This window comes from Haematobacter genomosp. 1 (assembly GCF_002196855.1).
GTDB lineage: Bacteria > Pseudomonadota > Alphaproteobacteria > Rhodobacterales > Rhodobacteraceae > Haematobacter.
In genome coordinates this window covers 64,525-77,130 of the sequence record NZ_NIPW01000022.1, presented here as the reverse complement: position 1 = coordinate 77,130, position 12,606 = coordinate 64,525, and the positions used below count along the sequence as shown (strand labels likewise).

12 protein-coding genes are annotated in these 12,606 nt (G+C 67.8%); 10 read left to right on the top strand and 2 right to left on the bottom strand.

Annotation, left to right across the window (positions count from 1 at the left end; all coding sequences use genetic code 11):
• Positions 1-1,256, top strand: a 1,256-nt coding sequence (locus CDV49_RS11785) for an ABC transporter permease (protein ID WP_143413162.1), incomplete at its 5' end; no start/stop codon positions are given.
• Here the strand turns inward: CDV49_RS11785 and CDV49_RS21005 are convergent.
• Positions 1,257-2,198, bottom strand: coding sequence for an AraC family transcriptional regulator (locus CDV49_RS21005; RefSeq protein ID WP_088215641.1), 942 nt, complete (start codon positions 2,196-2,198; stop codon positions 1,257-1,259). It lies immediately after the preceding gene.
• 170 nt (positions 2,199-2,368) lie between these two features.
• Here CDV49_RS21005 and CDV49_RS11775 point away from each other — a divergent pair, with 170 nt between their 5' ends.
• The 7 genes from CDV49_RS11775 to hemC all read left to right on the top strand — a co-directional run bounded on the left by CDV49_RS11775 (position 2,369) and on the right by hemC (position 7,913).
• Complete coding sequence (locus CDV49_RS11775; RefSeq protein ID WP_088215640.1) at positions 2,369-3,511, top strand: amine dehydrogenase large subunit; 1,143 nt, start codon at positions 2,369-2,371, stop codon at positions 3,509-3,511.
• Positions 3,512-3,513: 2 nt separating this feature from the next.
• Positions 3,514-4,047 (top strand): MauE/DoxX family redox-associated membrane protein, encoded by a 534-nt coding sequence (locus tag CDV49_RS11770; protein ID WP_088215639.1) that lies wholly within the window; start codon positions 3,514-3,516, stop codon positions 4,045-4,047.
• Positions 4,048-4,059: 12 nt separating this feature from the next.
• The gene (locus CDV49_RS11765) at positions 4,060-4,647 is read left to right on the top strand and encodes a redoxin family protein (protein WP_035745327.1); all 588 of its coding nucleotides are present in this window, start codon (positions 4,060-4,062) and stop codon (positions 4,645-4,647) included.
• Positions 4,648-4,753: 106 nt separating this feature from the next.
• The gene (locus tag CDV49_RS11760; RefSeq protein ID WP_035745324.1) at positions 4,754-5,275 is read left to right on the top strand and encodes a methylamine dehydrogenase light chain; all 522 of its coding nucleotides are present in this window, start codon (positions 4,754-4,756) and stop codon (positions 5,273-5,275) included.
• The gene (locus CDV49_RS11755; RefSeq protein ID WP_088215638.1) at positions 5,268-5,696 is read left to right on the top strand and encodes a c-type cytochrome; all 429 of its coding nucleotides are present in this window, start codon (positions 5,268-5,270) and stop codon (positions 5,694-5,696) included. Before CDV49_RS11760 ends, CDV49_RS11755 begins: the two co-directional genes overlap by 8 nt.
• Positions 5,697-5,919: 223 nt before the next feature.
• The gene (locus CDV49_RS11750) at positions 5,920-6,417 is read left to right on the top strand and encodes a c-type cytochrome (RefSeq protein ID WP_088215637.1); all 498 of its coding nucleotides are present in this window, start codon (positions 5,920-5,922) and stop codon (positions 6,415-6,417) included.
• Positions 6,418-6,965: 548 nt separating this feature from the next.
• Positions 6,966-7,913, top strand: coding sequence for a hydroxymethylbilane synthase (gene hemC / locus CDV49_RS11745; RefSeq protein WP_306424948.1), 948 nt, complete (start codon positions 6,966-6,968; stop codon positions 7,911-7,913).
• A 138-nt stretch (positions 7,914-8,051) separates the two neighbouring features.
• On the opposite strand, the gene CDV49_RS11740 is transcribed toward hemC, so the two are convergent.
• Positions 8,052-8,951 (bottom strand): LysR substrate-binding domain-containing protein, encoded by a 900-nt coding sequence (locus CDV49_RS11740; protein ID WP_088215635.1) that lies wholly within the window; start codon positions 8,949-8,951, stop codon positions 8,052-8,054.
• Between the two features lie 98 nt (positions 8,952-9,049).
• Between CDV49_RS11740 and CDV49_RS11735 the strand changes: the two genes are divergently transcribed.
• Positions 9,050-10,288: an aminopeptidase P family protein gene (locus tag CDV49_RS11735; protein WP_088215634.1), complete on the top strand. Its 1,239-nt coding sequence runs from the start codon at positions 9,050-9,052 to the stop codon at positions 10,286-10,288.
• A 1,246-nt stretch (positions 10,289-11,534) separates the two neighbouring features.
• Positions 11,535-12,605 carry a Dyp-type peroxidase gene (locus CDV49_RS11730; RefSeq protein ID WP_088215633.1) on the top strand — a complete coding sequence of 357 codons (1,071 nt, stop codon included), beginning with the start codon at positions 11,535-11,537 and terminating at the stop codon, positions 12,603-12,605.
• Position 12,606: the final 1 nt, after the last annotated feature.

Below are 12,606 nucleotides of genomic sequence, written 5' to 3'. Positions count from 1 at the left end.
GCCTGACGCTTGCCACGCTGGCGGGTATTGCGGTGGCGCTGGCGCTGTTGTGGCTTGTGGCGTGGGCGCTCCGCTGGCTCGCACGCGGGCTGGCGCGCGCGCGGATCGTGCGGGGGCAGCCCATGCTCCGCGCGGCGCTGGCGCAGATCGGCGGGCCGGGGAGCGATGCGGGCGCGGTCGTTTTGTCGCTCGGCCTCGGCCTCTCGGTCCTGGCCGCAGTGGGACAGGTGGAGGCGAACCTGCGCAACGCCATCGCCGCCGACCTGCCCCGCATCGCGCCTGCCTTCTTCCTCGTGGATATCCAGCCCGACCAGATCGGCCCGCTGGAGGCCCGGCTGACCGCGCTTCCCGCCGTGGAGAGATTGCAGACCGCGCCCATGCTCCGGGGTGTGGTCACGCAGATCAACGGCCGGGACGCGCGCTCGGTCGCGGGGGACCACTGGGTTCTGCGCGGCGACAGGGGCGTGAGCTATGCGGCCGCCCCGCCGGAGGGCACGCGCCTTGTCGCGGGAGCATGGTGGCCCGCCGACTACAGCGGTCCGCCGGAGGCCAGCCTTGCCGCGACAGAGGCCGCGGAGCTGGGGCTGACACTGGGCGACCGGCTGACGGTGAACATTCTCGGCCGCGACATCGAGGCGACGATCACCTCTCTCCGCGACGTGGACTATCGCCGGGACGGGATCGGGTTCTTCCTGGTCCTGAACGCCGCCGCGCTGACCGGCGCGCCCCACACCAACATCGCCACGGTCTATGCCGCGCCGGAGGCGGAGGCCAGTGTGCTCCGTGCCATTGCGGGAGATTGGCCCAACGTCACGGCCATCCCCGTGCGGGAGGCGCTGGCGCGTATCGGCGAGGCGCTGACGCTCGTGGCCCGCGCCATCGTGCTGGCGGCGGGCGTGACGCTTCTGACCGGGGCCGTGGTGCTGATCGGCGCCGCTGCTTCGGGGGAGCGGGCGCGGGCGAGAGAGGCGGCGCTCCTCAAGGTGCTGGGCGCGACGCGGGGGCGGATCCTGTGGTCCTTCGCGCTCCGCGCGCTGCTGACCGGCGGCGCGGCGGGACTGGTGGCCATCGGCTTCGGGCTGCTGGCGGGATGGCTCGTCATGCATCTGGTGATGGAGGAAAGCTACCGCCCGGCCATCGGCCCGGCCCTTGCCGTCGTGCTGGGCGGCGCGCTCGCCACGCTGGCCGCGAGCCTGGCCTTTGCGATCCGTCCGCTGGCGGCACGTCCCGCGGCGATACTGCGCGCGGAGGAGTGACTACTCCCCCGCCAATGCGAGGCGTCCGCGGAGGGTGTCTGTCGGGCGCTCGCCGAACATGGCGCGATACTGCCCCGCGAACCGGCCCCAGTGCAGGAACCCGTGGTCCAGGGCGATGTCCGAGACCTTTGCGCCCCTTTCCCGCACCCCGGCCTCCCGCGCGGTGAGGAGCGCCCGCCGCGCGAGGTTCAGCCGCTGCATGGTGAGCAGCCGGTCAAGCCCCAGCCCGGCCTCGGCCATGCTCGCGCGGCGCAGGGTGCGGCTGTCGAACCCCGTCGCGGCAGAAAGCTGCGTGACGGTCATATCGACCGCCTCCGCCGCAGCGAGCCAGTCAAGCGTGGCGGCAAAGGCCCGCGCGGTTCCCTGCCGGCGCTTGCGCGCCCAGACCCGTTCCTCGAACCACAGCGTCAGCCGGTCGGTAATGAGGCCGGGCGCGATGGCGAGAAGCGAGGCATTGCCCCGGCTGTAGGCCCCGTCCGTGGGGGAGACGAGAAAGTCGAGCCATTGACCCGTCTGGGCGATGTCCCCCTTTGCCCGATGGTCGAAGACGCCGGAACATCCGACTTGGGCCCCCGCCTCCATCGCTGCCGGAAGCAGGTGGGCGGGCAGGTCCACCGAGACGCAGCGCACGCCGGGGCGTTGCAGCATGGTGAGCCAGCGGGCCGTCATGGCGAAACCCGCCTCCAGCACGGTTGAGCCGCCGCCTTCCATTCCGCCGAGCAGGAAATACACCGCCAACCGCCCTTCCGGCATGGAGAAGCTGTTGAGGGTCAGGCGCTGCATCTCCTCCCGGTAGAGGGAGAGTGTGCCGAAATCGAGCCTGCTGATCTCGCCCAGAGCGCCGCCCGGCGCGACCGGGTGGTAGCGCTGCTCCCATCCGGGCATGCCGCATTCCAGCTCCTCGATGGCGTGGCAGAGAGTGTGGCGATAGGTTGGTGTCATGCCTCCGGCCTGCGCCCCTGCCGGGGCATGGAGCAAGCCATGCCGCGGCGAAACGTCGCTGCACTTTCCTCCGATGCCCGGAAAATAGGCGAATTTTCCCGCTGTGCCCGGATAGATCGCGCCCTCACGCAGCCGTTAACAAGGATCAAACGAACCGCAGGAGAGACCGGATGCGAGTCCCAGCAATCATCTGCGCCGCCTGTGCGGGCCTTGCCGGACAGGCGGCCATTGCACAGGAGGCGATCGCCCCCGAGAAGCTGACCGTGGAGGAGCGCATCGCCCCCGGCCCGAATGTCCTCACCCTCGACCAGAGCTGGAGCGGACAGTCCCGGATCAACGTGCTGTCCACGTCCGACCTGAAGATGAAGGGCAACATGGGCGTGGGTCTGATCGGGCAGATGGTGCTCGCTCCGGGCGGGGAGACGCTCTACACCGCCTCCGTCTATGCGCCCCGGATCACCTATGGGCCGCAGGAGGCCGTGATCCACGAATTCGACATCGCCACCCTGACCCACAAGCGCGAGTTCACCGTCTCCAACAAGATGGCGATGGCCGAGCCGCAGCCCGCACTGCTGCAGCTCGCGGGGGATGCGAAGTTCCTGCTCGTGCAGAACGCCACCCCCGCCACCTCGGTCAGCGTGGCCGATCTCGCCAAGGGCGAGCAGATCGCCGAAGTGCCGACACCGGGCTGCTGGGGCGCGCTGCCCGTGGCGCAGGACCTGAAGTTCCTGAGCCTCTGCGGGGACGGCACGATGCAGGTCTTCTCCTTCGATGCCGCAGGCAAGGTCGGCACGCCGGTCAAGAGCGAGAAGATCTTCGACGCCGACAAGGACGCGCTGTTCACCAACCCGGCGAAGATGGGCGACGACTGGCTGTTCGCCTCCTTCAACGGCAATCTCTACCACGTCGCGGTGAAGGACGGCAAAGCCGTGCTGGTGGACAAGTTCGCCACGACCGAGGGCGTGGAAGGCGGCTGGGCGCCCGGCGGATCCGAGGTGATCGCCTACAACGCGCCCACCGGCACCGCCTATGTGCTGATGCATTCGGGCGCCGAGGACGGCAGCCACAAGGACGGCGCAGAGGAGATCTGGGCGGTCGATGTGAAGGCGAAGAAGGTGCTCTACCGCTCCAACGCCCATGCCGAGAACACCATCACCGTGACCCAGGGCGCGGCGCCGGTGATCTTCGCCGTGTCGGAGGAGAACGCCCTCTACCGCTACGAGGTGGACCCGGAGGCGAAATTCGCCGCGAAGCTCGCCGGAGAGGCGGAGGACATGGGCAATTTCGTCGGCCTCGTTCTGGCGACGGAGTGACCATGACGGAGGCAGGCGTCTATCTCTCGGGCGCGCTCACCGCCTTCGTGGCGCTGATCCTGCTCGGTGCGGCGTGGCACAAGGCGCAGTCCTTCCTCGAAACCACCGGTTTCGTGGCAGGCTACGAGCTCGTCCCGCCGGGGCGGGAGGCCGTCGTCCTCCGTCTGCTGATCGCGGCGGAGGCAGGCGCGGTCGTGCTCCTCGTCCTGCCATGGACGCGGGCGGCGGGCGGCCTGCTCGCGGCGGCGCTTTTCGCGGGCTACGGCGCGGCGATGGCGCTGGCGCTCCGCGCGGGGAAAGACCGGATCGAGTGCGGCTGCGGCGGCGCGCCGCAGATCGTCTCCCGGCCCGTCATCCTGCGCAATCTCCTCCTCGCCGCCGTGGCGCTGGCCGTGGCACTGCTGCCGGAGGGGCCGATGGGCCCGGCGGCGGCGGCGGTGGCACTCGCGGCGGGACTTACGCTCTGGTGCGTCTATGGCATCGTCGAGCGGCTTCTGGCCAATGCCGGACATATGCGCCTCGCGGCGCGATCCTGACGGAGAGAACCGATGAACATCCTTACCTTCGCGGTGGTCGCGCTCTGGATCGTGGTGATGATCCTGATCGCCGTCGTCTTTGCCCTCGCCCGCCAGATCGGCGTCCTGCTGGAGCGGGTGCAACCCGTCGGCGCGATGATGGCCGACAAGGGCCCCGACATCGGCGCCCGCGTGCCGGAGATGCTGCTGCCCAACCTGAACGGCGCGCCCGTCCCGCTGGGGGGCGCGTCGGGGCGGAGCCAGCTCGTGTTCTTCCTCTCGACGAGCTGCCCGATCTGCAAGGCGCTCGTCCCCGCGCTGCGCACCGCCGCGCGGGCGGAGGGGGACTGGCTGGACGTGGTCCTCGCCTCCGACGGCAAGCCCGAACCGCATCTCGCCATGATCGGCAAGGAGCGGTTGCAGGACTTCCCCTACACGCTCTCCTCTGACCTCGGGATGACGTTCAAGGTGGCGAAACTGCCCTTTGCGGTGCTGATCGACGGCAATGGCGTGATCCGCGCCAAGGGCCTTGTCAACAACCGCGAGCAGCTTGAGAGCCTGTTCCACGCCGCAGAACTCGGCCGCCCGTCCATCCAGAGCCTCGCCGCCGCCCCGGCCTGAACCGACCCATCCGCCTGTCCGCCCCGCCTGTCCGAATTGGCGGCGGATGTCCCAACCTCTCTGCCGGCGCCTCGGCCCGGACCCGCATCTGAAAGGGAAACGTTCCATGACCCGCTTGACCGACAAGCTCTTCAAGACACTCGACGCGGCTGTCGAGACCGGCGCCCGCAGTTCCGCCCGCACCCATGGCCGCCGCTCCTTCCTCGCCAAGGCGGGGGCGGTGCTCGCCGGTGTGGCCATTTCGCCGATCCTGCCCTTCGACCGCCGCGCCAAGGCTGCGGAAACGGCGGAGGACGCCTGCGACTACTGGCGGCACTGCGCGCTCGACGGCAACCTGTGCTCCACCTCCGGCGGGTCGCTGACCTCCTGCCCGCCCGGATCCTCCGCCTCTGCGGTGTCCTGGGTCGGCACCTGCCGCAATCCGGATGACAACAAGGATTACCTCGTCTCCTACAACGACTGCTGCGGCAAGGCGTCGGTCTCCTCCGCCACGTCTTGCTACACGTCGAAGGGCGAGCGTCCGGGCTACCGCATGGGCCTCTACAACGACATCAACTGGTGCATGGCCAATACCGACAAGGGCTATCACTGCACCGTATCGGTGGTCGTGGGACTGGCGGATGAATAAAATCGCCACGTTCATCCTCGCCGCCGCCCTTCCCGGGGCGGCGTTCGCGGATGGCGCAGCTCTCTTTGCCGACAATTGCGCAGCCTGCCATGCGGAGGGCGGCGTCGGCACGCCGGGCCTCGCCCCGCCGCTGGTGGATGCCGAACTGTGGACGCGGCTCGGGCCGAAGGCGCCCGACTATATCGCGGGCGTGCTGGCTTCCGGCCTCACGGGGCGGATCACCGTCGCCGGGGTGGATTACATCGGCCTCGCCATGCCCGAGCAGACGCAGCTTTCCCCCGCCGAGATGGCGGAGGTGGCCTCCTACGTGCTGCAAACCCTCAACGGTCTGGCGCAGCCGGTGACGGAGGAGCTGACAGCCGCCACGCTCGCCACGCCGCCCGACCATGCGGCGCTCCGCAAGCTCCGCAAGGGGGAGTGAGATGGCCGGGTCTGTGCACGCTCCTCCGACCGGATCGGTCCTGTCGTTGCCCGCCCTCGCAGACCCGAGCGGAACGCCGCCGGTGGGACCGGGGCTGACGCCGGCAAACCGCACAGGAGCGCAGCTGCCGCGGATCCGCCCGATGTGTCCGGGCCCCGATCCGGCAGAAATGGGGGCTTCGGGCCGGATACAGACCGCTCCGGGACAGCCGATACACGCTGGCATGGCTCTGGCACGGCGCGGTCTCAACGCCCCGGGCTGGACAGCCCTGCGGATGGTGGCGCGGGGGATCGTGGCGGCCGCTCTGCTGGCAGCCCCCGTTTCGGCAGAAGGCGCGGCGGGGGCGCGGTCGGCGCATGTGAATTATGTCCTGCGGTGCGCGGGATGTCACGGCATGACCGGCGAGGGAACGGAGATAGGCGGGGTGCCCACCTTCCTCGACAGCATCTCCGCCCTCGCAGCGGATGACGGGGGGCGGAGCTATATCGCCCATGTGCCCGGCATCAATTCCGCCGATCTCTCCCCGGCCGAGATCGCCGCCGTGCTGAATTATGTGGTGGCGGAATGGGGTGATCCCGCGACGGACGTGCCTGTCTTTACCGAAGACGAAATCGCCCGCCGCCATGCCGAGCCGATGCGCGACATCGTGGCCGCCCGGCGCGAGGTCGCCGATCGTCTGGCGGCCGAGGGCAAGACCACCGCGCCATATCCGTGGCCCTGACACGTTGCTGGAAAAGCTCTGAACGGCCGCGCTTATGCTCTGAAAATCGCGAAATCGGCTCTGGAATTGCGCGGAACGTGCAGATCCCGGCTGGATGTCTTCAGATTGCGATTTCCAGTCCCTGCAGGACCAGAAGCCTTTTCAGCAGCCTGGCAATCATCCCGGACCCCGATCGTCCCAGACCGACGCAGGCCATCCCGCGCCGCGGCTCTGTCCCCGATGGATGCCCCCGGGCGCGTGGAGATGCGGGTATCGCAACGTCCTCAAGGCCCGTCAGCGGTCGCGTGGACATATGAAACGAACCGCGGACGAGGCCGATTTTGATATCGGTTGCCCCCCGCGCGCATGGACATTTGGCCAGTGAAGGGAGTGCCCGTCCGCCTACGCGCGGGCGCCCCCCGGCGCGCGGACATATGTGTCCCGCCGTCATGCTGCCGTCGGGGACGGCGCGGATCTCCACACCAACACCTCCGTATGACGTTACGGAATTGCCGTTGCGGTTCCGGGGTTGGGCCGCTATCCGATCCGACATGATACGGAGCCTGCCGATGCCAGACGTCACTGTCCCGCTGAAGATCGGAACCCGTGGGTCACCGCTCGCCGTGGCGCAAGCGGTCGAGACGCGCACCCTCCTCATGGCCGCGCATGGGCTGCCGGAGGACCGGTTCGAGATCGTGGTGATCTCCACCACCGCCGACCGCGTGCAGGACCGCGCGCTGAAGGAGATCGGCGGCAAGGGTCTGTTCACCAAGGAGATCGAGGAGGCGCTGCTTGCCGGTTCCATCGACCTCGCCGTGCATTGCGTGAAGGACATGGCGGTGGAGGAGCCTGCGGGCCTTGTCTCCGACTGCCATCTGGAGCGGGAGGATCCGCGCGACGTATTCCTTTCCACCGGCTGGGCGACACTGGCCGATCTGCCGGAGGGAGCGGTTCTTGGCACCTCCAGCATGCGCCGGCGGGCGCAGGCGCTGCACCTGCGGCCCGATCTTCAGGTGGTGAACTTCCGCGGCAATGTTCAGACCCGGCTCAGGAAGCTGGGGGACGGCGTGGCCGCTGCGACCTTCCTCGCCCTCGCGGGGCTGAACCGGCTCGGCATGCAGGATCACGCGAAGACCGTCGTCTCCGCCGATGACATGCTGCCCGCCGTGGGGCAGGGCGCGCTTGTCATTCAGCGGCGGCGGGAGGATGCGCTGGCCGCGACGCTGACCGCCCCGCTCCACCATCGACCGACCGAAGTGCAGATGGCATGCGAGCGGGCCTTCCTCGCCACGCTGGAAGGCTCCTGCGAGACGCCGATCGCCGGGCTTGCGGAATTCGAGGGTGGTCTGCTCCGTTTCCGGGGCGAGATCCTGACGCCCGACGGCGGCGGGCGGCTCACGGTGGAGACGCGCGGCGCGCCCGCCGATGCCGCCGCGATGGGAGAGGCGATGGCACGCGACCTGCTTTCCCGCGCGCCTGCGGATTTCTTCGCCTGGCGGCGCCCCGTCCAGGCCTGACGGGCAGGGGCATGACGGGCGCGGACCTGACAGGCGGGGGCCTGACGGAAGCCACGCGCCAAGGTCTTCCGAACCGGTCCGCCCACACCGCAGGTCATCGGGACAAGGCCCGCACCTCTCGCCCCGTCACTCGCACCGTCACTCCCCGCCCCGCTGAGCAGCGATCCAAGAGAGGAAAGCCTGTCGCGCCTTGAGGCGTGGCGCATCGCGCGGGGTCAGCGCCGATTGCGTCAGGTAGTAATCGAACCCCTCCAGCACCGGTATGTCGGAAAGCTGCACAAGCCGCCCCTCCGCCAGATCCGGCTGGATCATGGAAAGGGAGCAGAGCGCCACCCCCTGCCCCGCCAGAGCTGCCGCGCGGAGCAGGTTGAAATCCTCAAACATGGCCCCCGGCAAACGATCGGGGACAGGCTGGCCGACGCGCGCGAACCATGTCTTCCAGCCGGACGTGTCGCTGTCGTGCAGAAGCCCCGCCTTCAGCAACCACTCCGCGGTCAGCGGCGCATCCGGCAGCTCGACCAGAGCGGGACTTGCCACCGGCACGCTCCGCCCCGAAAGAAACCGCTCCGCCGTCAGCCCCTCTCCCGTGGGCGGCGCGTCGGAAAAGGTAAAGGCGAGATCCGTTCGGGCGAAATCGATGGCATGGCCATGGTGCGCGTAGATGACGTGAAGCTGGATGTCCGGGTGAAGCACCCGGAAGCCGGGCAGACGCGGGATCAACCAGCAGATCGCAACAGAAGGAATCGCTGCCACGACCAGCCCCCCCTCGGCCGTCCCCGGACGCGCGCGACGGCAGGCGGCATCGATCCCGTCAAACGCGGTGGTGAGGTCACGGGCAAGCGCTACGCCGCGTGGCGTGAGGCGGGGCACCCGCCCGCTCCGGTCGAAAAGCGCCGCGCCAAGCCATTGCTCCAGATGCCGGACCTGATGGCTGATCGCGGGCTGGGTGACGAACAGGCTCTCGGCCGCGCCCCGGAAGCTTCCGGTCCGTGCGACGGCCTCAAAGGCGCGGAGAGCGTTCAGCGGCGGTTGGGGCATGGGTCTTACATGAGAATATCTAATATGCCGATTATAAATGCTCTTTTGACGCGGGCAATCCGAACCGGCATTCTTTGAAAAAGTAATGAGGGTGGCAGATGGAACGCGAAAGACTGCAGGACTTCTCCGGCAATGGCAAAAAGGCAGCGGGAACGTTTTCCGCCAGCGAAATGCAGCGCAGGCTGACGGCAATCCGCGCCTACATGGCGCAGGCCCGGATAGACGCGGCGCTGTTCACCTCCTACCACAACATCAACTATTACGCCGATTTCATGTATTGCCAGTTCGGTCGGCGCTATGGGTTGCTTGTCGATCATGCGCAGGCGACTTCGATCAGCGCGGGGATCGACGGGGGTCAACCCTGGCGCCGGACATTCGGGCAGAACCTCACCTATACCGACTGGCAAAAGGACAACTACTTCCATGCCATCGCACAGGTGATCGGAGCGGCAAGACGTGTGGGGATCGAGTTCGACCAGGTGAGCATCGACCTTCTTAAGCTGCTGCAGGATGCCTTTCCGGGGGTTGTGTTCGTCGACATCGCCGCGCCCGCCATGCGGCTCCGCATGATCAAGTCGGCGGAGGAGATCGCGCATATCACTGAAATGGCCCGGATCGCGGATATGGGCGGCGCGGCCTGCGTGGAGGCGACGGCCACAGGCGTGCCGGAGCATGAGGTGGCCCTGCACTCCACCGCCACCATGGTGCGAGAGATCGCCCGGAGCTGGCCGGAGACGGAGCTGATGGACACGTGGACATGGTTCCAGTCGGGCATCAATACGGATGGCGCGCACAACCCCGTCACGTCGCGGCGTATCCAGCGCGGCGATATCCTCTCGCTCAACTGTTTCCCGATGGTCGCGGGCTATTACGTGGCGCTGGAGCGGACGCTGTTTGCGGAGGAGGCAAGCGATGCCCACCTGCGGCTGTGGGAGTTCAACTGTCGTGTCCATGACAGGGGCAAGCAACTGCTGGTGCCGGGAGCCAGATGCTCCGACATCGCGGCGGAACTGAATGACATGTATGCGGCCGAAGGGCTGCTCCGCTACCGCAGCTTCGGCTACGGCCACAGCTTTGGCGTGCTGTCTCACTACTACGGGCGGGAGGCAGGGCTGGAACTGCGCGAGGATTGCGAGACGGTTCTGGAGCCGGGCATGGTCATCAGCATGGAGCCGATGATCACCATCCCCGAAGGCCAGCCCGGCGCGGGCGGTTATCGGGAGCACGACATCCTGGTGATCGGCGAGGCCGGCAGCCACAATATCACGCGGTTCCCCTACGGCCCGGATCACCTCATCGTCCGCGCGCCGGCCCGCGCACCCACCCGGGCCGCCTGACCTCAGGCCCGGAGGGGCGCCATGCCGATCAAAAGGCGACGGCGACCGGCTTGGCGGCAGCGCTCCCTAGTCGCGGTAGAGCAGCGCTCTCCAGCCGCGGGAGAAGAGACTGCGGGGATGCCACGCCGGCGCTGCCATCGCACCGACTGTCGGGAGCCACGCGGCGTGGCTGACAAGCCCCGTCACCGCAGCAGGCAGCAGGCAGCAGGCAGCAGGCAGCAGGCAGCAGGCAGCAGGCAGCAGGCAGCAGGCAGCAGAGGATCCCTGCGCAGCGCGCCACATGCCAGCACAAAGGACCGAAACGCGAAGGCGCGGCGCTAAGCCAATCCACTTGGGCGAACATCGGCCATGCATGACTATCCGCAGGAGATTGGCCGGCAGTGCCGTATCGCCGAATGGCTCGGCGGCGGTGAGCACCTGCAAAAATCGCATAGATCGTAGCCCCGCCGCCCATGCGGCGTGGGGGTCAGGGTGAACTGCCGGGACAGGGCTGGCCGCGAGAGCGCCACGCACCAGCAACGCCGTAAGGCAAGGCGGTGGACATCTGGCAAGCTGCTGAAAAAGCATTCCGCGGTTGCCCTCAATCAAGCGGGTCCCAATGTTCTCCAAACCGGAGCGTCGGGCGTTCGAGGGCGGAGTTGCCGAGGTCGATAACCGTAGCGGATTATTCTGCCCTCCCCATGATCCGATCAGACGCGCGTGAACCCGCTTGCGTCCTGTTCTGCTTCGAGGCCAGCGGCCTGCTTCCCCCACATCCCGAACGGTATTCGGCCAAGCGCCTGCAGATAGGCGCGGCTTTCGCGGGGGCGCGCAGCATCCGTGTTCGTCCTGATCTGAACTCATGGAGCACCATGGCAGGCCCAAGACCATGGGCATGCCCCAAGTCCTGTTCTGCTTCGAGGCCAACGGCCTGCCCCCACATCCCGAACGGTATTCGGCCAAGCGCCTGCAGATGGGCGCGGCTTTCACGGGGGCGCGCAGCATCCGTGTTCGTCCTGATCTGAACTCATGGAGCATCATGGCAGGCCCAAGACCATGGGCATGCCCCACGCACAACATGGGCAACCATGCCTGAACCGTAGCGGGCGGCGGCGGCCGACCATGCGCGATCGCTCCGTCCCGCCGCCCCCGGCACCCGGCACCCGGCACCCGGCACGGAAATTCAACATGCTCCGGCGTTCGAAAAAGGTTTCGCCCGTCGGAGTAATGAGATTTTCTGGGAGAGGTGCCAGCGAGGGAGAAGTCCATGCCGCCTGTTGCAAGCCAGCCCGTCGAAGGCGCTCTGACGCGGAGCGCGATCTTCCTGACGCTGGTTCTCAACCGGGATACATCGGCGCTGGAGGCGTTCCGGGGTATCTGCGCGGACCTCTCCTCGCTCGTCAAGGCGGTGGGGTTCCGCAGCGCGGAGGCCGGGCTCACCTGCGTGATGGGCATCGGCGCGGATCTGTGGGACAGGCTGGAGATGGGCGCGCGGCCCGCAGGCCTCCACCCCTTCATGGAAATTGCGGGCGTGCATCGGGCGCCTGCCACGCCGGGGGATGTGCTGCTGCATATCCGTGCCTCGCGGCCCGACTACTGCTTCGAACTGGCCAGCCAGATCATGCGTCGCCTTTCGGCCTTCGCGACCGTCGCGGATGAGACGCAGGGGTTCAAGTATTTCGACAACCGGGATCTGCTTGGCTTTGTAGACGGCACGGAGAATCCGGTCGGCATCCCGTTGTCGGAAGCCGTGCTGATCGGGGAGGAGGACGGAAATTTCGCCGGTGGCAGCTATGTCATCGTGCAGAAATACCTTCACGATCTGCAGAAATGGGAAGCGATGACGGTTGAGAGCCAGGAGCGCGTGATTGGCCGCCAGAAGCTCTCCGACATCGAATTCCCGGATGAAAAGAAGGCGAGCTTCGCCCATAACGTGCTGACGAACATAGAGGACGACGCCGGAAACCAGCTTGAGATCCTGCGCGACAACATGCCCTTCGGCAGTCCGGGCCGGGGCGAGTTCGGCACCTATTTCATCGGATACGCCCGCGAGCCGGGGCGGATCGAGACCATGCTGCGGAACATGTTCGTGGGCAAGCCGCCCGGCAACTACGACCGCATACTGGATGTCAGCACAGCGGTCACGGGCGGGTTGTTCTTCGTGCCGACGGGCGATGTGCTGGACATGATCGGCGCGGGGGATACCATCACCGCACCGGCGACCGCATCGGCCACCGCACCGAGCACCGCACCGGCCACCGCACCGGCCGGGGTGACGCAACCGGCGGCGCGGCGCGACGGCTCTCTCGGCCTTGGCAGCTTGAAGCAGGGGAACTGAC

Bases quoted from the DNA above. Each gene is read 5' to 3' on its own strand.
- CDV49_RS11735 (WP_088215634.1), top strand. From the start codon at position 9,050: ATGGAACGCGAAAGACTGCAGGACTTCTCCGGCAATGGCAAAAAGGCA.
- CDV49_RS11765 (WP_035745327.1), top strand. From the start codon at position 4,060: ATGAACATCCTTACCTTCGCGGTGGTCGCGCTCTGGATCGTGGTGATG.
- CDV49_RS21005 (WP_088215641.1), bottom strand. From the start codon at position 2,198: ATGACACCAACCTATCGCCACACTCTCTGCCACGCCATCGAGGAGCTG.
- CDV49_RS11740 (WP_088215635.1), bottom strand. From the start codon at position 8,951: ATGCCCCAACCGCCGCTGAACGCTCTCCGCGCCTTTGAGGCCGTCGCA.
- CDV49_RS11750 (WP_088215637.1), top strand. From the start codon at position 5,920: ATGGCTCTGGCACGGCGCGGTCTCAACGCCCCGGGCTGGACAGCCCTG.
- CDV49_RS11760 (WP_035745324.1), top strand. From the start codon at position 4,754: ATGACCCGCTTGACCGACAAGCTCTTCAAGACACTCGACGCGGCTGTC.
- CDV49_RS11730 (WP_088215633.1), top strand. From the start codon at position 11,535: ATGCCGCCTGTTGCAAGCCAGCCCGTCGAAGGCGCTCTGACGCGGAGC.
- CDV49_RS11755 (WP_088215638.1), top strand. From the start codon at position 5,268: ATGAATAAAATCGCCACGTTCATCCTCGCCGCCGCCCTTCCCGGGGCG.
- hemC (WP_306424948.1), top strand. From the start codon at position 6,966: ATGCCAGACGTCACTGTCCCGCTGAAGATCGGAACCCGTGGGTCACCG.
- CDV49_RS11775 (WP_088215640.1), top strand. From the start codon at position 2,369: ATGCGAGTCCCAGCAATCATCTGCGCCGCCTGTGCGGGCCTTGCCGGA.
- CDV49_RS11770 (WP_088215639.1), top strand. From the start codon at position 3,514: ATGACGGAGGCAGGCGTCTATCTCTCGGGCGCGCTCACCGCCTTCGTG.